The organism is Geobacillus sp. CX412, from assembly GCF_027942335.1.
GTDB classification, from domain to species: Bacteria; Bacillota; Bacilli; order Bacillales; family Anoxybacillaceae; genus Parageobacillus_B; species Parageobacillus_B toebii.
This window is the reverse complement of record NZ_CP103461.1, coordinates 2,786,157-2,806,275: the sequence shown is the minus strand read 5'-3', so window position 1 is coordinate 2,806,275 and position 20,119 is coordinate 2,786,157. Positions and strand designations below refer to the sequence as shown.

At 42.7% G+C, this 20,119-nt stretch carries 15 protein-coding genes and 1 pseudogene; 14 read left to right on the top strand and 2 right to left on the bottom strand.

Annotation, left to right across the window (positions count from 1 at the left end):
* The first annotated feature begins 131 nt into the window (after positions 1 to 131).
* The 4 genes from NXM86_RS14600 (at position 132) to NXM86_RS14585 (ending at position 4,618) form a co-directional block, all read left to right on the top strand.
* Positions 132 to 1,670: a fatty acid--CoA ligase family protein gene (locus NXM86_RS14600; RefSeq protein ID WP_081188635.1), complete on the top strand. Its 1,539-nt coding sequence runs from the start codon at positions 132 to 134 to the stop codon at positions 1,668 to 1,670.
* Between the two features lie 136 nt (positions 1,671 to 1,806).
* Entirely contained in the window at positions 1,807 to 2,799 is a 993-nt protein-coding gene (locus NXM86_RS14595) for an ABC transporter substrate-binding protein (protein ID WP_081188634.1), read from the top strand.
* 54 nt (positions 2,800 to 2,853) lie between these two features.
* Complete coding sequence (locus NXM86_RS14590; protein ID WP_143416008.1) at positions 2,854 to 3,858, top strand: ABC transporter permease; 1,005 nt, start codon at positions 2,854 to 2,856, stop codon at positions 3,856 to 3,858.
* Entirely contained in the window at positions 3,824 to 4,618 is a 795-nt protein-coding gene (locus NXM86_RS14585) for an ABC transporter ATP-binding protein (RefSeq protein WP_012749354.1), read from the top strand. The genes NXM86_RS14590 and NXM86_RS14585 overlap by 35 nt, the downstream gene beginning before the upstream one ends.
* Before the next feature lie 30 nt (positions 4,619 to 4,648).
* On the opposite strand, the pseudogene dat reads toward NXM86_RS14585, so the two are convergent.
* Positions 4,649 to 5,514: pseudogene (gene dat / locus NXM86_RS14580) on the bottom strand (D-amino-acid transaminase).
* A 332-nt stretch (positions 5,515 to 5,846) separates the two neighbouring features.
* Between dat and NXM86_RS14575 the strand changes: the two are divergent.
* Both NXM86_RS14575 and NXM86_RS14570 read left to right on the top strand, forming a co-directional pair.
* On the top strand, positions 5,847 to 6,566 hold the full coding sequence (locus tag NXM86_RS14575) for an AzlC family ABC transporter permease (RefSeq protein WP_012749356.1): 720 nt from the start codon (positions 5,847 to 5,849) through the stop codon (positions 6,564 to 6,566).
* On the top strand, positions 6,559 to 6,864 hold the full coding sequence (locus NXM86_RS14570; RefSeq protein ID WP_062753883.1) for an AzlD domain-containing protein: 306 nt from the start codon (positions 6,559 to 6,561) through the stop codon (positions 6,862 to 6,864). Before NXM86_RS14575 ends, NXM86_RS14570 begins: the two co-directional genes overlap by 8 nt.
* Positions 6,865 to 7,133: 269 nt before the next feature.
* On the opposite strand, the gene NXM86_RS14565 is transcribed toward NXM86_RS14570, so the two are convergent.
* Positions 7,134 to 7,724 (bottom strand): SCO family protein, encoded by a 591-nt coding sequence (locus tag NXM86_RS14565; protein WP_041269821.1) that lies wholly within the window; start codon positions 7,722 to 7,724, stop codon positions 7,134 to 7,136.
* An 84-nt stretch (positions 7,725 to 7,808) separates the two neighbouring features.
* Between NXM86_RS14565 and NXM86_RS14560 the strand changes: the two genes are divergently transcribed.
* The 8 genes from NXM86_RS14560 (at position 7,809) to addA (ending at position 20,062) form a co-directional block, all read left to right on the top strand.
* Positions 7,809 to 8,585, top strand: coding sequence for a M48 family metalloprotease (locus NXM86_RS14560; protein ID WP_498958214.1), 777 nt, complete (start codon positions 7,809 to 7,811; stop codon positions 8,583 to 8,585).
* A gap of 22 nt (positions 8,586 to 8,607) precedes the next feature.
* Complete coding sequence (gene aceA / locus NXM86_RS14555; protein WP_498958213.1) at positions 8,608 to 9,894, top strand: isocitrate lyase; 1,287 nt, start codon at positions 8,608 to 8,610, stop codon at positions 9,892 to 9,894.
* 257 nt (positions 9,895 to 10,151) lie between these two features.
* Entirely contained in the window at positions 10,152 to 10,358 is a 207-nt protein-coding gene (locus tag NXM86_RS14550; protein ID WP_012749361.1) for a hypothetical protein, read from the top strand.
* Positions 10,359 to 10,576: 218 nt separating this feature from the next.
* Positions 10,577 to 11,119, top strand: a complete 543-nt coding sequence (locus NXM86_RS14545; RefSeq protein ID WP_081188630.1) for a competence protein ComK — start codon at positions 10,577 to 10,579, stop codon at positions 11,117 to 11,119.
* A 218-nt stretch (positions 11,120 to 11,337) separates the two neighbouring features.
* Positions 11,338 to 11,958 (top strand): TVP38/TMEM64 family protein, encoded by a 621-nt coding sequence (locus tag NXM86_RS14540; RefSeq protein ID WP_012749363.1) that lies wholly within the window; start codon positions 11,338 to 11,340, stop codon positions 11,956 to 11,958.
* Positions 11,959 to 11,978: 20 nt separating this feature from the next.
* Positions 11,979 to 12,527: a signal peptidase I gene (lepB, locus tag NXM86_RS14535; RefSeq protein WP_041269824.1), complete on the top strand. Its 549-nt coding sequence runs from the start codon at positions 11,979 to 11,981 to the stop codon at positions 12,525 to 12,527.
* A gap of 298 nt (positions 12,528 to 12,825) precedes the next feature.
* A complete protein-coding gene (addB, locus tag NXM86_RS14530; protein ID WP_498958212.1) occupies positions 12,826 to 16,326 on the top strand; it encodes a helicase-exonuclease AddAB subunit AddB in 3,501 nt (1,166 codons plus the stop codon).
* Position 16,327: 1 nt separating this feature from the next.
* A complete protein-coding gene (gene addA, locus NXM86_RS14525; RefSeq protein WP_089096911.1) occupies positions 16,328 to 20,062 on the top strand; it encodes a helicase-exonuclease AddAB subunit AddA in 3,735 nt (1,244 codons plus the stop codon).
* Positions 20,063 to 20,119 lie beyond the last annotated feature (57 nt).

Genomic DNA, 20,119 nt, shown 5'->3' with positions numbered 1-20,119 from the left:
ACTCAATTAGGAGAGCAAGCTTTTTCTTGCTCTCTTTTTTCTTTTTTCTTATAATAAAATCTAGTTAGAATTTTTTAAATTATAAAATGAATGATAATTCATTCAGTATCTTTTATGGGGGAGGGATTTTGGTGAATTTATCATCGCGGCTGGCAGAGGTAGCAGATCAATTGCCGAATAAGGAAGCGTATTGGTTTGAAGGTGAAAGTTGTACATATGGAGAGTTAGATGCGGCGATTTCCAAGTTTTCTAGCGGCCTGTATAACATGGGAATTCGACAAGGTGACCACATCGCCTTGTTAATCGGAAACTCACCATATTTCGTGATTGGATTATACGGAGCGTTGCGGTTAGGAGCAACCGTTATTCCGATTAATCCGATTTATACACCCGATGAAATCAGCTATATTTTGATGAATGGAGATGCAAAGGCGGTTATTGCCTTGGACTTACTCGTTCCGTTGTTTATACAAATGCAAGGACGCTTGCCGCTGCTAGAACATGTGATTATTTGCGAAACTCCGCAAGGAAAAGAAAAAGGAATTTCTTTGCCGGAACAAATGAAATCGTTTACAGATGTACTTCGATCTGGTGATGTGAACTTCCAAGGACCGAAGTTGGCGGATGATGATACCGCGGTAATTTTGTATACATCGGGGACGACAGGAAAACCAAAAGGAGCAATGTTGACCCATAAAAACTTATATAGCAACGCTCAAGATATTGCCAATTATTTAAAAATCAATGAAAACGATCGTGTTATTGCGACATTGCCGATGTTTCATGTCTTTTGTCTAACCGTCGCGCTGAATGCACCGCTAATGAATGGCGGAACGGTGATTATTGTTCCAAAGTTTAGTCCAGCGAAAATTTTCAACATTGCTCGGGAACAAAAAGCAACGATTTTTGCAGGTGTACCGACGATGTATAACTTCCTGTACCAATATGAAGGCGGAAGCGCGGACGATTTCCGTACGCTTCGTCTCTGCATCTCGGGCGGTTCTTCGATGCCGGTGGCGTTATTGAAAAACTTTGAGAAAAAATTCAAAGTGATCGTTTCGGAAGGATACGGATTGTCGGAAGCATCTCCCGTAACATGCTTTAACCCGCTCGATCGTCCGCGAAAACCTGGATCGATTGGAACAAGCATTATGAATGTCGAAAACAAAGTAGTGAACGAATTTGGCGAAGAAGTGCCAGTCGGAGAAGTCGGCGAACTAGTTGTCCGCGGTCCGAACGTCATGAAAGGTTACTACAAAATGCCGGAAGAAACAGCCCATGCGCTTCGTGACGGTTGGCTTTATACAGGAGATTTAGCAAGAATGGATGAAGAAGGATATTTCTACATTGTCGATCGGAAAAAAGATATGATTATCGTTGGCGGCTATAACGTATATCCGCGTGAAGTAGAAGAAGTTCTATACGGTCATCCAGATGTAGTGGAAGCGGCTGTAGTTGGCGCGCCTGATCCAGATTATGGAGAAACGGTGAAATGTTTTGTCGTTTCGAAAAATCCGCAATTAACGGAGGAAATGCTCATCGAATACTGCCGCAAGCATCTAGCAAAATATAAAGTTCCAAGCTCCATTGAGTTTTTAGATGAATTGCCGAAAAATACAACAGGAAAAATTTTGCGGCGTGCATTAAAAGAACTCTCATCGAAGTTGTAAAAAGTACCGAATTTTCGGTACTTTTATTTTTTTCTTAAAATATATAGTTGAAAATAGAATAATAAATTTATATAATTTAATGCATAAAAGCTAAAAAGTATAAAAGCGATAAAGTATTGTTTGCTAGGGGGATGGGATGATGAAAAAAAGGATTCAACAAATCGCAATGTTATGTTCGGCAAGTTTTTTATTATTGAGCGGGTGCGGTGCGAAAGAAACAAGTAAAAGTGAAGGAAACAAAGAGAAAACATATCGCATCGGGGTAACACAAATTGTGGAGCATCCATCATTGGACGAGGCGTTAAAAGGATTTAAGCAAGCGTTGAAAGATAAGGGGCTGTCCGTTTCCTATGATGTACAAATTGCCCAAGGAGATATGAACAATAACCAAACGATTGCCAATAATTTTGTTTCCGATCAAGTTGATTTAATTTTTGCTAACTCCACTCCAAGCGCTCAAGCAGCGTTGAATGCGACAAAAGATATTCCGATTGTGTTTACTTCTGTTACTGACCCGGTTGGAGCACAGCTTGTACAATCAATAGAAAAACCTGGAGGGAACGTCACTGGAACGACCGATACGCATCCTGATGCGATTCCGAAAACAGTGCAGTTTATTGATAAATACGTAAAAGGAAATCGCGTTGGCATGATTTATAACTCTGGAGAGCAAAATTCAGTGGCGCAAGTCGAAACCGTCAAAAAGGCGATGAAAGGAACAGATTTAAAAATTGTTCCTGTTTCTGTATCGACAACGGCTGAGGTGAAACAAGCAGCGGAATCACTTGTCGGCAAAGCGGACTGCATTTACATCATTACGGATAATACGGTTGTTTCCGCGCTCGAGTCGGTGATCCAAGTAGCAAGCGACCATGATATTCCATTGTTTGCCGGTGAATTAGATTCGGTGAAACGCGGCGGGTTTGCCGCTTACGGGTTTGACTATTATGACATTGGATATGAAGCAGGAGAGATGGCTGTACAAATTCTTAAAGATGACAAAAAACCATCTGATCTGCCTGTGCAATATCCGAAGAAGTTGAAGCTGCTTATTAACAAAAAAGCGGCAAAAGATATGGGCATCGAGCTTAACCCAGAATGGGATTCCATTGCAGAATATATTGAATAAATATAGTGCATCCCTCCTTTAAGGAGGGATGTACTTTCAAAGGACGGGAGCATTATGTCAACAGCGATTTTTAGTGCGATTGAAGCAGGATTTATTTATGCGATTATGGCGTTAGGAGTGTATTTATCGTTTCGTATTTTAGATTTTCCTGATTTAACGGTAGATGGAAGCTTTGTGACCGGGGCGGCGGTGGCGTCTGTGCTTATTATTAACGGAACGAATCCGTTTCTTGCCTCTGCCGCCGCGTTGTTAGTCGGGTTTGCTGCTGGTTCGATCACCGGAATATTGCATACGAAAGGGAAGATTAATCCGCTATTATCGGGAATTTTAATGATGATTGCACTTTATTCTATCAATCTGCGGATTATGGGGCGTTCGAACGTTCCGCTTTTACAGCAAGACACGGTAATGACGGCGATGACGGAAGCATGGCAAAATGCAGGGCTAGACAAAGCGATCAACAGCATGATCTCTTTTGCCGGGTTTGTACCGCGCACATGGGCGATTTTCGTGACGATGGCTTTTGTTGCCATAGTTATCAAACTGCTTCTTGATCAGTTGCTGAAAACGGAAATTGGCTTAGCACTGCGCGCAACGGGCGACAATAAGCAAATGGTTTCTAGCTTCTCCGCCAATACCGATTGGCTGACGATTTTTGGACTTGGCTTATCTAATGCGCTCGTTGCTTTTTCGGGAGCGCTTGTCGCGCAATATGGAGGGTTTAGCGATGTCGGTATGGGAATCGGCATGATTGTCATCGGGCTTGCTTCGGTCATTATCGGGGAAGCGTTGTTCGGAGCGCGTACGATTGCGCGTGCGACATTAGCGGTCATCGGTGGAGCGATTGTATACCGCGTCATTTTAGCGCTTGCCTTGCGTGTGCAGTTTTTGGAAACCGGAGACGTAAAGCTCATTACGGCGGTTATTGTAATAGTTGCTCTCATTGTTCCAAACATTGTCGCAGCGCAAAAAGAAAAACGGAGCAAAAAGCGCAAAACACAAGCACAAGAGAGGGGGGAGCGCGTTGCTGAAGCTCAAACAGATTACAAAAGTATTTAACGAGGGAACGATTGATGAAAAAGTAGCGTTGCAGCCGATTAACTTAACATTAGCTCCCGGTGATTTCGTCACGATCATCGGAAGCAATGGCGCGGGAAAATCGACGATGATGAACATTATTTCTGGCCGGCTCTTCCCCGACACTGGTTCTGTCTGGATTAATGGAAAAGATGTAACGGCACTGAGGGAACATGAACGCGCCCGCTATATCGGCCGCGTGTTTCAAGACCCGCTCGCCGGTACGGCGCCGAATATGACGATTGAAGAAAATTTGGCGCTTGCCTATAATCGCACGAAGCGGCGAACGCTCAAATTCGGGGTGACGAAAAAACGGCGCGATTTTTTCCGTGAGACGCTCGAGACGCTTCATCTTGGCTTGGAAAACCGCTTAACCGCGAAAGTCGGGCTATTGTCTGGAGGAGAACGCCAAGCGTTGTCGCTTTTAATGGCCACATTTACGAAACCGGATTTGCTCCTTTTGGATGAGCATACGGCGGCGCTTGATCCAGCGCGTGCAGAGTTAATTACGGAGCTGACGAAAGAAATCGTAGAAAAATATAAACTGACGACATTAATGGTTACGCACAATATGGAACAAGCGCTTCGCTTGGGCAACCGTCTGATTATGATGGACCGGGGGCAAATTATTTTCGAAGCGAGCGGCAAAGAAAAGCAATCATTGACGGTTGAACGTCTATTACAAGAATTTCAGCGCATCCGCGGAAGCCAATTCGCTAGCGACCGCGCCGTGCTAGGATAATAGAAAAGCGGGGAACGATTCCCCGCTTTGTTATTTTGCGTTTTTGACAGCAAGCCCCGCCGCTTTTTCATATGCCGCTTGAAGTTTTCTTGTAACCTCTCCTGGCTTCCCGTCGGCAATGAGTTGCTCTTCGACTTGGATGATTGGAATAATGCTTGATGTGGTGCTTGTTAAAAACATTTCATCCGCTTGGGCAATATCTTCGATGGAAAACGCTTCTTCGACGAATGGAATGTGAAATAAATCGCAAAATTCTTTCACTTTCATGCGGATAATGCCGTTTAAAATGCGCTCTGTCGCTGGGTGGGTGTAAACTTTTCCGTCTTTGACAAGGAAAATGTTTGAGGAGCTGCCTTCGGTAATGTCTCCGTCTCGGTAAAAGATTGCCTCAAACGCCCCGCGTTCCGTTGCTTCTTGTTTTGCCAGCACGTTCGGTAGAAGATTTAAACTCTTAATATAGCAATATTCCCAGCGGACATCTCTTGTTAAAATCGTACGCACTCCATTTTCGATTTCTCGTATTTTTCTTGGCATTTCCCGAATATAGGCGTACAAATTCGGACGATTCTCGGCCGGAAACGCGTGGTTGCGTGGGAAGCTCCCTCTTGTCACCTGAAGATAGAGAATCGCGTCTTCTTTCACATTGTTCATTTCCCGCAGCAGTTCCAGCTTTTCCATCAGCACATCTTTGTCAAAAGGAACAGAAAGGCGAATCGCCGCCGCAGAACGGTATAGGCGGTCGATATGCTCCTCAAGCAAAAATACGTTCCTTGATAGATGCGCGCGACTTCATAAACCCCATCGCCAAACTGCAGCCCCCGTTCTTCCATTGGATAGGTTACTTCATGACGAGGAAGAAATTGTTTTTCCGTTAGTACGTACAGCTTTAACGTCATCGGTTCCAGCTCCTTTTTTCAGAAGTGTGAAAATTCAATTTATTATCAGTATATCACGAACAAAAAAGAGCAGCTTATAGCAATTCTTTTTTTTACTAAGGTGATACCCATCTTCATCAATATGTCCCCTATAAAACATTGCTGGAATATAGAAAGACATGCCGCCGTTTTGATTGATGCTTTTTCGTTATTTAACAAGAGATTGGGAATCTGTGAAGGAGAGATCGCAGTTCTAATATATCCCCGTCGAATCATGATGAACTGATTATTGCAAAAAATAAACAATTTTTAGATAATATTACGTAAAGCTAGACAGAAACGGGGGATTCATCGTGGAAACGACATTGGCAGCGGGAAAATCATCGCCGTTTCGCCAAGGCGTGCAAGCAGGGGTGACGATTGCGATTGGCTATATGCCGATTGCGCTGATGTTTGGGTTTCTCGCGAAAACAACGGGATTAACGCCCGCGGAAACGGTGCTGATGAGCGTTATTGTGTTTGCTGGAGCTTCCCAGTACATTGCGTTAAACTTGCTTTCCATTGGCACGGGAATGTTTGAAATTGTGTTGACAACGTTTATTTTAAACATTCGCCATTTTCTTATGTCGGCTTCGTTAAATGAAAAAGCGGAACCGGACGTTCTTTGGAAAAAGGCGCTCTATGCATTTGGCATTACGGACGAAACGTTTTCCGTGGCGGCGATGAAAGAAGGGACCGTGACCGCCTCTTATATGTTTGGACTTATTTTGATGTCATACGGCAGCTGGGTGGTGAATTCGGGCATCGGTTATCTTGTCGGCGACAGCTTGCCGCAAAGCTTGCAAAAAAGCATGTCGGTCGCTCTATATGCGATGTTTATCGGTTTGCTCGTTCCAGCGTTGAAAAAGCAGCGAAAAATCATTTTGCTTGCGGGAATGGCCGCAGTCATCAATTCGCTATGCATGCTTCTCTTGCATATTTCCAAAGGGTGGTCAATTGTGATTGCGACATTAGCGGCAGCAATTGCCGTGCAATGTTTCGCGAAAGAAAGTGAGGCGGAACAAGATGAATAGCGCGATCGTTTGGATGATTATCGGTATGGGGCTTGTGACATATATTCCGCGTATGCTTCCGCTTGTCGTGTTTCAGCGCGTCAAGCTGCCGCTGTTTTGGCAAGGTGTCTTGAAAAACGTTCCGTATGCGACGTTAGGTGCGCTTATCGTTCCAGGAATCTTTTTCATCCATGAAGATATTTGGTTTGGCATTCTTGGCTTTATAAGCGCATTTGTGGCGGCATGGCTCGGCGCGAACGTTATCATTGTCGTTCTCGTATCTGTGGCGGTGTTGAGCGTTTATGCGCTGCTTGCATAAATGGTCAATAGAATGATGAACGCAGTAAAAAGGTAAGCCAAACATATTTCTGTTCCTAATATGTGCTTACCTTTTTTATTGCTAAAATGGAAAGGCAGATGGAGTGGGAGTGGCGGCAACAGAATAAGAGTGCTTCGGTTGACACTCATATGTTGATAAAAGCAGAGAGCGCAGGAAACAAGCAATCGTCTTGTGAACAGTTTGATATATAAAATAAAAAGCTTCAGCTCATCACAAGACTGAAGCTTTTTACTAGGATGTTCCTTGTTTTATTTTATTTCGTCCATAATCGTCTCATAAACTTCCTGTACGTTAAATCGTTCTTTTCCCATGCCAAATTGTTCAATAACGCGCCCGTTTTCATCTAATAAGTAGGTTAACGTCGTATGGACAAGCATGCCGTTTCCAGGGTCGCGATATTGGAAATCAAAAGCATCGGCGACTTTTTTTGTATCTGCTTCATTTCCCCGCAAAAACAGCCAGCCTTCATTGCCGTTGGTGACTCCGTACGATTTCGCATATGCTTGCAGCTTTTCCGGAGTATCCCGCTTCGGATCGATGGTAATCGTAATAAACTCGACATTTTTCCCAAACACGTGCTCTTTTTCTAGTTTTGCGCGTAATTTTGTCATTTGAAATGTCGTATTCGGACAAACGTCCGGGCAATTTGTATACATAAATTCAAGCAAGCGAACTTTCGGTTTCATATCACTAAAACGATATTCATCCCCCCATGCTGTTTCCATTACAACATCGCTAGGCAGTTCCATCTTTGCCTGCCGATATACGGTGAAATAAAATGCTCCGGCACCAACACAAAGAATAAACAAGATGGTTAGCGATAAATACAATTTTTTCACCATTATCACTCTCCTATGTTTATCATACAGGAAAATAGTCATTTATACGGATGATATTTGTGACAGTTCTTTGGCGTTCTAATTATGGCGAAGTTGATTACACTAAAAATAGCAGTGTTGGTTGCTAAAAAGGAGGTTGCAAGTAATGAAAAAGTCGTTCGTTGGATACTCTTCGTTTATGTGCTGTATGGAATAGGAATGGCATGGTATTTATTCGTTGCTGATACATCGATTCCGCCAGAGTGGAAAGGAACGAGCGCCGATCCGTCGACATTTTTAACACCAAAAGAGCAAATGTTAAGCGAAGAATATTCGAGGTGGAAGGATCTTTTATTTTTTCTCGCCGTTCCGTACGAATGGCTAATTTATTTTTGTCTCTTGGCGCTCGGTGTTGCTAAAGCGTTGCAAACGTGGGTGGAGCGAGCAACAAAGTGGTTTACGCTTCGATCCGTCCTATATGTATTTTGGTTATCCCTCATTGTGGCGGCATTTTCGCTTCCTCTAAATTTTGTCGGCTATCATCTTTCCCGCGCATATGGCATTAGCACGCAATCGGTATCAAGTTGGTTGAAGGATGAGCTGACCAATTTTTTTGTTGATACGGTGCTGTTTATGTTGATTGCAACAGTATTGTATTGGCTCCTTCGCCGCTTTGAAAGGCGCTGGTGGCTGTATGCGTGGGTGTTATGCGTGCCATTTATGATTTTTTTTATGTTCATTCAGCCGGTTTACGGAAAAAACAGTGACAAAGCAAAAAAGATTTCCTTTTTGAAATTCTTTTTAAAAAATTTCAAAAAAACTGTTTTCTTTTTTGTGATTCTGTTATATAATAACAACGTACAAAACGATAATGTATTATAACAATAGAGATGGGGGAAGAGAAATGGCTAGTTTTGAAGAACGTGTAAAACAATTGGAAGAAAGTTGGAAAAATGAGGAGCGTTGGAAAGGGATTGTTCGTCCTTATAGCGCAGAAGATGTCATTAAATTGCGCGGCTCGATTGATATTGAATATACATTAGCTCGTCGCGGAGCAGAGAAACTTTGGAAATTGCTAAATACGGAAGATTACATCAATGCCCTTGGGGCGTTAACTGGAAACCAAGCAGTTCAGCAAGTGAAAGCCGGTTTAAAAGCGATTTATTTAAGCGGATGGCAAGTAGCGGCAGATGCAAACCTTGCAGGGCAAATGTATCCAGATCAAAGCTTATATCCGTCCAATAGCGTACCTCATGTGGTGAAACGGATTAATCAAGCGTTGCAACGTGCCGATCAAATTCAATATTTGGAACAAAGCGGAGATGTCGATTATTTCGTACCGATTGTTGCTGACGCAGAAGCAGGTTTTGGTGGTCAATTAAATGTGTTTGAATTGATGAAAGCGATGATTGAAGCAGGTGCAGCAGGTGTTCACTTCGAAGACCAGCTTTCTTCGGAGAAAAAATGCGGTCACTTAGGCGGAAAAGTGTTGCTTCCAACGCAAACAGCGGTACGTAACTTAATTGCGGCACGTCTTGCAGCAGACGTCATGGGTGTACCGACTGTGTTGATTGCACGTACAGATGCGAATGCGGCGGATTTAATCACGAGCGATATCGACCCTCGTGACCAGGAATTTATTACTGGTGAACGGACACCGGAAGGATTTTACCGCACGAGAGCAGGGCTTGACCAAGCGATTGCTCGCGGCTTAGCGTATGCGCCGTATGCAGATTTAATCTGGTGCGAAACAAGCGAGCCAAACTTAGAAGAAGCGCGTCGTTTCGCAGAAGCGATTCATGAAAAATTCCCAGGCAAAATGCTCGCTTACAACTGCTCGCCATCATTTAACTGGAAGAGAAAATTGGACGACGAAACGATTGCAAACTTCCAAAAAGAACTCGCAAAAATGGGCTACAAATTCCAATTCGTTACACTCGCTGGTTTCCATACATTAAACTACAGCATGTTCGAATTGGCACGCGGATACAAAGAGCGTGGTATGGCGGCATATGCAGAATTACAACAAGCAGAATTTGCCGCAGAAAAATATGGTTATACGGCAACAAGACATCAACGCGAAGTTGGTACTGGTTACTTCGACGAAGTAGCGCAAGTGATTTCCGGCGGCCAAGCATCAACGGTCGCGTTGAAAGGTTCGACAGAAGAAGAACAATTTACGACAGCATAAGGGAAAAATGGGGGATTTCATATAGAAGAAACAAGGGCATGCTTGATATAAGCGTGCCCTTTTGTTATCGAGTGATATATAGAAATGATAAAATTAGACAAGAAAGCATACATGTTCCTGTAAAAATATGTTAGAGAATCATATGATCGCTTTTTATGGTTGCCTTCCCAATGAAATATTACAAATAACAATGTGCCTTCTGGTTTTGTATAATTTGGAAATACTAACACATCCTAAACATGGGAGGCGATTATCATATGCAAAAGGAAAATGAAAAAAGAGAAATGCCATTTGAGCCAACGTTGCATCCAGAGTTTCGCATAAGTACAGATTTTCATTTTCAGCAGGCATTTTTGAATGAGGAAACATATGCTGGAGGTTCGATTGGCGAGCATACAGCTATTGAACAAGCAAATGAATATTTAGCGGAAGAAGAAATTCGGCAAACATTTCATAATTCATGAACCTCTTCCGCTTTCATTCCATTAATAAGTGGAAGAGTTCGCGAGAGATTAGTCATTCTAAAAACACCTTTCTCCCATGACTTTGGTCATGGGATTTATTATTTAACGTGATTTTCATCATAAAAATTGTTCATTATTTTTTGAAAATATAGAAAAATATAACTATTAATGATATGATGGAATTAGGTACAATGTATAAGAGAGGAGAGAAATTTGTAATGAAAGTAAATGAGTTTATCGTCCTGAATAAATTTATTATTAGCCGCTATACCATGGCGGTTTTACCGCATCACTTACATGGTAATTTCTACGCAAAAGTTGTGGAAGAAGATGGCGAGTATATTGTTAAAATGAGGCCAATTGATATTATTAAACGCAGCTGCGACTATTATGGTTCTAGTTTTCGAGGCAGAAAAGAAGGCACCCGAGCTGTCATCGGCATTACGCATAAAGCGCCGATCGCAATCGAACCGCTCAACGAAATTTACGTTTTCCCAACGATTTCCCCTAGTGATCCCCGCTGTGTTTGGCTATCACACATTCACGTATATAAATATGAGCCCACAAAAAATGATCAAACAATCGTCTATTTTACCAACGAAAAAAGTATTTTACTTGATGTTTCCTACCACTCTTTTGTCAATCAACTTTATCGTACGGCACAGCTCAGAACGAAACTAACAGAGCGAATGGAAGCAAGAGAACGTAAACTGCAGTATGTGTTTCGGATGAATCATTCTAAAGGGTGGTTGCAGCAATAGTTTTTTAAAAAGCCGAAAAATCTCCCACTTCAGCGGATTTTCTTCATCGCAAGTAAGTGGGAGAAAAACGGCTCTTGCAGCTGTTATTTTTTCATTACTATTATTACTATTTAATCATTTTCCATTGTTTTGATCATTCATATCCATAAAGATTAGTTCAAATTCCCCTTAGAAGTGTGTAAAATAAATATATAGCATAATATGAATGGGGAGTATAAATGGACATCGAAGCAATCAAACAATGGTTTACCCTTGACAACGCACTATCCATGCTGGAGCAGTATCGCTCCTTTGGAGTGTTCCCAGGAATTGCAGCAACGTTGTTGGAATCGTTTTTTCCTGTTTTACCAATGTTTGTTTTCGTTATGGCAAATGCGGCAGCATTTGGTTTGTGGAAAGGTTTCCTTATTTCGTGGATCGGCGCCTGTCTCGGTTCCATTCTCGTTTTTTGGCTTACACGAAAAATTGGACAAAAGCGTTTTTTTCGTTTTGTAAGCCGCCATCGAAAAGTCAGGCAGTTTATGCACTGGATTGAGCGTCATGGTTTTGGCCCAGTGTTTTTAATATATTGTTTTCCGTTTACTCCATCAGCGGTCGTCAATGTTGTTGCAGGGTTGTCGCGGATAAGCCAGCAGCAATTTATTTTAGCCGTATTATTGGGAAAGATGGTAATGATTTTTACAATTAGTTTTATTGGATATGATATTGCCGCGCTTGTGAAACAGCCGTTGCGTACAGTCGCGATAGCGGTTGTTATCGCAATGTTATGGTATGCTGGAAAGAAAGTGGAAGCGAAGTTTTCGATAACTGAAAAACGGTATAATGAGGGAGATGGATAATGGCAGGTGGCGATTGGAACATGGGGGAGAAGAGACGGCGGTGGCGCAGGTCATTTCTTTTCGGAGGTGCACTCACTTTTATTTTGGTATTACGGTTTCTTTGCTTCACCAACTATATGGTGGAGGGGAAATCGATGATGCCGACATTGCAAGAAGGAAATTTGTTGATTGTAAATAAACTAAGTTATCAAATTGGCGATATTCATCGGTTTGATGTTGTCGTCTTTCATGCGAACGAAAAGGAAGATTACGTAAAACGCGTGATCGGACTGCCTGGTGATCAAATTGAATATAAAAATGATGTGCTATATATTAACGGAAAAAAAACCAATGAACCGTATTTACAACCGTATAAACAAAAATTGATTGGCGGAAAGTTGACGGGAGATTTTACGCTGGAAGAACTTACAGGGAAAAAGAGAGTGCCGGAAGGATATATTTTTGTCCTTGGCGATAACCGGTTAAGCAGCTGGGACAGCCGGCATTTCGGATTCGTGAAAATAAGTCAAGTAGTAGGAAAAGTTGATTTGCGCTATTGGCCTGTTCAACAATTTTCTGTCCGATTTTGATATAGTTTAAAAATTTTGTTTGGAGTGGAAATGAATTTCTATTTGCGGCAGTAAACGCATGGCTATAAAATGATAGAAGAACGGACGCCTTTGGAACGAGGGGAAGTGTAAAACGGTTTTTTAGTTTATCGCTTGGCGAAAACTTCAAATCGCTTGAGTTCAAACGAAGTGAAGTGGCGGGGAGTTCGCGTAAAAGGTATTCATCGATGCGGTATAGCTCGTGAATACTATTTTTTCTTCCAGAATACGAACATATGTGCTAAAATGAAGGAAATAATAGAAAATGAAGGTGATATCGATGTCGCTTCGATTTCTTTTAGGAAGATCGGGAAGTGGAAAAACAACAACGTGCTTAAATGAAATTCGTCGTAAATTAAAAGAAGAGCCAAAAGGGAATCCGATTATTTATCTTGTTCCAGAGCAAATGACGTTTCAATCAGAATATGCGTTAATACATACACCAGGATTAGGCGGAATGATCCGGGCGCAAGTTTTTAGCTTTACACGGTTAGCATGGCGTATTTTGCAGGAAACTGGCGGAATGAGTCGATACCATGTGAATGATATCGGAATGCAGATGATGATTCGAAAAATTGTCGAACAAAAGAAACAACAATTGAAATTATTTGGCCGCGCCGTTGATAAAACAGGCTTTATCAAACAGCTTCACGACATGATTACAGAATGTAAACGTTATTGTGTTACTCCACAGCATCTTCGCGAACATGTAAAAGCGCTGACGGAACAAGGAAAAAAGCCGGCTGAAAAGGTGTTAGCCGATAAATTAAACGATATATCCATCATTTATGAGGAACTGGAGAGAAGTTTATTGAACCATTACATAGATTCGGAGGATTATTTGCGGTTGCTTTCCGAAAAAATCCCGCAATCCCGCTATTTGCGTAATGCAGAAATCTATATTGATGGGTTTCACCAATTTACACCACAGGAGTATATGGTGCTTGAACAGCTGCTTATTCATTGTAAACGTGTTACTGTGGCATTAACAGTAGATGCGCCTTACGATGACCGATTGCCAAATGAATTGCATTTATTTTATTTAACGGCAAAAACTTATCATGATATTCGCCAAATGGCGCTCTTAAATGATGTTGCCATCGAAGAAACCATGATTTTAGATAGAAATATGCGCCATCAAGAAAAAGCGCTTGCTCATCTTGAAGCGTATTATCATGAGCGCCCCGCGGTTGTCTATTCAGAAGAGACAGAGGCGGTTAATGTGTATGAAGCGGCAAACCGCCGCACGGAAATCGAAGCGATTGCTCGAGAAATCGTTCATCTTGTGCGTGACAAAGGATATCGTTATCGTGATATTGCTTTGATTGTTCGCAATACGGAAGATTATCGCGATTTAGTGAAAAACATTTTTTATGATTTTCATATTCCTTATTTTATGGATGAAAAAGAGCCGATGCATCATCACCCGCTTATTGAATTGCTGCGGGCCAGCATGGAAATTATTACATCGCGCTGGCGTTATGAATCGGTATTTCGCGCCATTAAAACCGATTTATTATTTCCAGTGGAAGAAGATATCGTTGCGTTGCGAGAAGCGATGGACCAGCTAGAAAATTATGTTCTCGCATATGGAATTAAAGGAGAAAAATGGACAAATGGTGAACGTTGGACATACCGCCGCTACCAGGCATTAGAAGGATTATCCATCCCGCAAACAGATGAGGAAAAGCAATACGAAGAAAAGTTAAACGAATGGCGTGATATAATTGCAGCTCCGCTCTCTAAGCTAGAGCGCCGAATGCGTAGAGCGAAAGATGGAAAAAGCCTTTGTGAAGCGATTTATTTATTCTTAGAAGAATTACAAATTCCTAGAAAACTAGAAAAAATGAGCAAAGAAGCGGAAGAACAAGGCAGGTTGATGGAAGCAAGACAGCATGAGCAAGTATGGAATGCGGTGATTGATTTATTAAACCAATATGTAGAAATGTTAGGAGATGAATCGATACCGGTAGCAGAGTTTGCGAAAATCATCGAAACAGGGCTTGACCGTCTCGAATTTTCGCTTGTTCCACCCGCGATGGACCAAGTGATTATTGCCCAATTAGATCGTTCTCGTCTTATTGATGTAAAATGCGCGTTTATTATTGGCGTAAATGAAGGTATCATTCCGGCGAAAGCAAAAGAAGACGGATTGCTGGCGGAAACGGAACGGGAACTTTTACAGCAGTTTGGAACGAGAGTTGCTCCAGGAGGAAGAGAACAATTATTTTATGAACCGTTTTTCATTTATTTAGCATTAACGAGTCCAAGCGAGCGTCTATATGTGACCTATCCGCTGGCAAATGAAGAAGGAAAAGCGCTCTCTCCTTCGATCATTATTAAGCATCTTACTGATTTATTCCCGAATTTGCAAAAGCGTGTCTGCGGAAATGATCCGCTTGATGCGCCGTTTGCGGAACAACATGAATTTGTCACTGTTCCGCGTGCGACGTTAACATATCTTGTAACACAACTGCAAGCATGGAAACGGAATTACTCGATTGCGCCGCTTTGGTGGGATGTATATAACTTTTACGTAAGTGATCAACAATGGAGAAGTCACGCGCGCAAAGCGATTGCAGGGGTATTTTATACGAATGAGGCAACGCCGTTGAAAAAAGAAATTAGCAAGCGATTGTACGGCAAAAAAATTCAGGCGAGCGTATCGCGCATGGAGCAATTTCAAAAATGCCCGTTTTCCCATTTTGTTTCCCATGGCTTACGGTTAAAGGAACGGGCTGTTTTTCGGCTCGATGCTCCTGACATTGGACAACTATTTCACTCTGCGCTGAAAATTATTTCCGACCGCCTTCGCGAAGCAAAAATTGATTGGCGCCATTTGTCCAAACAGCAGTGTGAGCAGCTGTCAATGGAAGCGGTGGAACAAATCGCACCGCTCATTCAGCAGCAAATATTGCTTAGTTCCAATCGCTACTATTATATGAAACGAAAGCTGCAAAACGTTATTGCGCGGACAACGAATGTATTAAGCGAGCACGCGAAAGCAAGCAGTTTTGTGCCGATTGGCCTTGAGTTGGAGTTTGGACCAAATGGCGTGCTTCCACCGCTTACGTTCCGGCTTCCGGACGGTACGGTGATGGAGCTTGTCGGACGAATTGACCGCGTTGATAAAGCGGAAAGTTCAAGGGGAGTGCTATTGCGCGTCATTGACTATAAATCTAGCGCCAAAACGCTGAATTTAACGGAAATATATTACGGCCTTGCGCTGCAAATGCTCACTTACTTGGACATTGTGCTCACTTATGCAGAACAGCTAGTCGGCAAGGAAGCTTTTCCGGCCGGGATTCTTTATTTCCATGTGCACAATCCAATTATTAAAAGCGATCAGCTCCTTTATGATGAAAAAGAAGTGGAACGAAAACTGTTGGAACAATTTAAAATGCGCGGGCTTTTGCTCGGGGATGTGGAAGCAATCCGCTTGATGGACACGCAAATGGAGGAAGGAAAATGGTCGTTAATCGTTCCAGCCCAAATTACGAAAAAAGGCGCTATTCATTCCAGCTCATCGGTGGTCAGTGAAGAAGATTTTTCGCGTCTTCGCCAACATATCCGCCAGCTGTTTCAAACCATTGGCATTCAAATCGTCGACGGAATCGTCGACATTTCGCCATACAAGTTAAATGAACAGACGCCTTGCGAGTTTTGTGCATTTAAGTCGGTTTGTCAGTTTGATGAATCGTTTTCAAATAATCGCTATCGCTTGTTAGTTCCGGAAGAAAACCGCGAAATTGTTCAAAAATTTTCAGAAGGGAAGGACTGAAATGAATATCGTTTTTCGTCCGAAACCGAAGGAAAGTCAGTGGACGGATGAACAATGGAAGGCTATTGTTGCGGATGGCCAAGACATTTTAGTGGCAGCGGCGGCAGGATCAGGGAAAACAGCGGTGCTTGTCGAACGGATTATCCAAAAAATTACGGCGAAAGAAGACCCGATTGATGTCGACCGGCTTCTTGTTGTGACGTTTACCAACGCTTCTGCGGCCGAAATGAAAACGAGAATTGCCGAGGCGATCGAACGCGAGCTGGATAAACAGCCAAACTCGCTCCATTTGCGCAGACAGCTTAGTTTGTTGAATCGTGCTTCGATTTCAACAATTCACTCCTTTTGTTTGGACGTTATTCGCAAATATTACTATTTGATCGATATTGATCCCGTATTTCGCATTGCTGATGATACGGAAATGGAATTGCTGAAAGAAGAAGTGATGGAAGAACTCTTGGAAGAAGAGTACGGAAAAGCCGATAATGAGCTGTTTTTCGAAGTGGTGGACCGTTATACAGGGGACCGGAGCGACGCTGAGCTGCAAGAAATGATTTTGGCTATCTATGAATTTTCCCGGTCGCATCCGGAACCATATAGATGGCTTGACCAGCTTGTTGCGATGTATGACATAGACGAGGATACTCCATTAACGCAGCTTCCGTATATTTCTTACTTAAGAAAATATGTAGAGATGGAATTGGCAGCGGCAAAACGCCTTATTGCAAGAGCTTTACAACTGGCTCATTTGCCTGGAGGGCCGTTGCCGCGAGCTGAAAATTATCGCGATGATTTGCAGCTTATCGCCCATTTAGAAGCATTGTTAGACCGCTCATGGGACGAGCTATATGAAGCGATGAAGTCGTTGTCGTTATCGCGTTTAAAATCGTGCCGCGGCGACGAATACGATCCGCAGCTCGTGGAAGAAGCAAAATCATTGCGCGATCAAGCAAAAAAGAAATTGGAATCGTTGCGGGACAATGTATTTTCTCTCCGCCCGACTACATGGCTTCGCCATATGCGGGAGATGAAACCGGTCGTTGAAACGATTGTTCGGTTAGTAAAACAATTTACGGAAATGTTTCAAGCACGCAAGCGTGAAAAAGGAATCGTCGATTTTTCGGATTTGGAGCATTATTGTTTGCAAATTTTGCGTCATCCAGATTCAACTGACGGACAATGGCTTCCGTCTGACGCTGCTTTGGATTATCGCGCTCAATTTGTTGAAGTGCTTGTTGACGAATATCAAGATACGAACATGGTGCAAGAAGCGATATTGCGGCTTGTGACAAAAGGAAATGAACATACCGGAAATTTATTTATGGTAGGTGACGTAAAACAATCAATTTATCGCTTTCGCTTGGCGGAGCCGATGTTATTTTTAAGCAAATATAAACGGTTTACGGCAGACGGTAAGCAATCGGGAATGAAAATTGACTTATCCAATAACTTTCGCAGCCGCGCGGAAATTTTGCATGGAACGAACTTTATTTTTAAACAAATTATGAGCGAAACAGTCGGGGAGATGGAATATGACGAAGCGGCGGAATTAAAATATGGCGCCGTTGACTATCCGGACAATGAGCAGGCAGTGCCGGAATTGATCATTATTGACCGAAATAGCAAAGACGACGAAGAAACCGGGGAGTTTGACACGAATGATCTAGCAGCAGCACAGCTAGAAGCGCGCATGATGGCAAAAAAAATAAAGGAAATCGTCTCCGAGCCGTTTCACGTTTACGATCGCAAAGCAAAACGAATGCGTCGCGCCATGTATCGAGACATCGTTATTCTTCTCCGTTCCATGACGGCCGCTCCGCAAATAATGGAAGAATTTCGCGCGCAAGGTATTCCGGTGTATGCGGATCTATCTTCTGGATATTTCCAAGCGACAGAAATATCTATCATGCTGTCACTATTAAAAGTGATCGATAATCCATATCAAGACATACCGCTTGCGTCGGTTTTGCGTTCTCCAATTGTCGGTTTGAATGAAAATGAATTAGCGCTTATTCGCATTCATGAGAAAAAAGGCACGTTTTATGAGGCAATGGTGTCATTTTTGACTAAAACGGTGGATGACAAAGAAGAAGCAGCGTTGCAACAAAAATTGCGCCTGTTTTACGAACAGCTAAAACATTGGCGGACAATGGCGCGTCAGCGTTCGTTGGCGGATATTATTTGGCAGCTATATCGGGATACGCAATTTTACGATTTTGTCGGTGGTTTGCCTGGCGGGAAACAACGACAAGCGAATTTGCGCGCGCTTTATGACCGAGCTCGGCAATATGAAACGACGTCATTTCGAGGATTGTTTCGCTTTTTACGGTTTATTGAACGCCTGCAAAATCGCGGAGATGATTTAGGTGCGGCCCGCTCCCTTGGCGAACAAGAAGATGTTGTTCGCATTATGACGATTCATAGCAGCAAAGGGCTTGAATTTCCAATCGTTTTTATTGCAGGGCTATCGCGTCCGTTTAATACGCGAGACTTATATGAATCGTATTTGCTTGATAAAGAACTCGGGTTTGCGGCGAGATTTGTAGATCCAAAGCTGCGCATCAGCTATCCGACATTGCCGCAAATCGCGATAAAACAGAAGAAACGGCTCGATTTTTTAGCGGAAGAAATGCGAATTTTATATGTTGCGTTAACAAGGGCAAAAGAGAAACTATATTTAATCGCAGCGGTGAAAGATGCGGAAAAAGAAGTAGCAAAATGGAAAAGCACTGCGATGGAAGAAGAGTGGCTTTTGCCGGATGATGTCCGTGCTTCTGCGCGTTGTTACTTAGATTGGATCGGAAGAGCGCTCATCCGCCATCGTGACGGGCGAAACTTCGGTGATTTGTCCTATGTATGTGAGAAAATCGCTTCCCATCCGTCTATTTGGCATATGGAAGTCATTCCGGCGAGCCAATTGTATGACGTGGATAAAGAAGCCGAGCAGATGGATGAGCAAATAATCACCGCGTTAAAACGAGGAGAGCGTGTTCCGAACGCGGGGGAATGGAAGGAAGAGGTTGATCGCCTTCTTTCGTGGGAATACGCATATGAAAAAGAAATGCTTGTCCGTGCGAAGCAAACGGTATCTGAGTTAAAACGACATCGTGAAATTTTTGGGGAAAATGCCGACCGAATGCCGCTTCATTCATTTTCCACACCGCTGTTTGAGCGTCCAATGTTTATGAGAGAGAAAACATTGACACCGGCAGAAAAAGGAACGGCAATGCATATTGTGATGCAGCAAGTCGATTTGACAGCACCAATTACGGAAGAGACGGTTCGTGAACAAATAGCCAAATTAGTTCAAATGGAGCTGCTAACACACGAACAGGCGGAAGCGATCGATATTTCGAGCGTTGTTGCGTTTTTCGACACAGAAATCGGCAAGCGCCTACGTGCCGCAGACGAAGTGTATCGTGAAGTGCCGTTTAGCTTGGCGCTGCCGGCAAAAGAAGTATATGAAGATGGTGTTGGCGAAGAAAGAAAAGTTCTTGTTCAAGGCGTCATTGATTGTTTATTTGCTGACGAAAAAGGACTTGTATTAATCGACTTTAAAACAGACACCGTAACTAATCGGTTCGCAGGAGGTTGGCATGAAGCAAAACAGGTGATAATATCCCGCTATAAAACACAAATGCAGTTATACCGTCGCGCTGTAGAACAAATTTGGAAAATCAATGTAGATGAATGTTATTTATATTTATTTGATGGCTCACATCTTATTTCCATATAGAAACTAGAAACGGAAAAGAGGATCTCCTCTTTTCCGAATACTTTCTAGAAAGAAAGG

Coding starts and splice junctions, on each gene's coding strand:
- NXM86_RS14550 (WP_012749361.1), top strand. CDS start 10,152: ATGCAAAAGGAAAATGAAAAAAGAGAAATGCCATTTGAGCCAACGTTG.
- NXM86_RS14570 (WP_062753883.1), top strand. CDS start 6,559: ATGAATAGCGCGATCGTTTGGATGATTATCGGTATGGGGCTTGTGACA.
- NXM86_RS14590 (WP_143416008.1), top strand. CDS start 2,854: ATGTCAACAGCGATTTTTAGTGCGATTGAAGCAGGATTTATTTATGCG.
- NXM86_RS14540 (WP_012749363.1), top strand. CDS start 11,338: ATGGACATCGAAGCAATCAAACAATGGTTTACCCTTGACAACGCACTA.
- addB (WP_498958212.1), top strand. CDS start 12,826: ATGTCGCTTCGATTTCTTTTAGGAAGATCGGGAAGTGGAAAAACAACA.
- addA (WP_089096911.1), top strand. CDS start 16,328: ATGAATATCGTTTTTCGTCCGAAACCGAAGGAAAGTCAGTGGACGGAT.
- NXM86_RS14595 (WP_081188634.1), top strand. CDS start 1,807: ATGATGAAAAAAAGGATTCAACAAATCGCAATGTTATGTTCGGCAAGT.
- lepB (WP_041269824.1), top strand. CDS start 11,979: ATGGGGGAGAAGAGACGGCGGTGGCGCAGGTCATTTCTTTTCGGAGGT.
- NXM86_RS14560 (WP_498958214.1), top strand. CDS start 7,809: ATGGCGAAGTTGATTACACTAAAAATAGCAGTGTTGGTTGCTAAAAAG.
- NXM86_RS14545 (WP_081188630.1), top strand. CDS start 10,577: ATGAAAGTAAATGAGTTTATCGTCCTGAATAAATTTATTATTAGCCGC.
- aceA (WP_498958213.1), top strand. CDS start 8,608: ATGGCTAGTTTTGAAGAACGTGTAAAACAATTGGAAGAAAGTTGGAAA.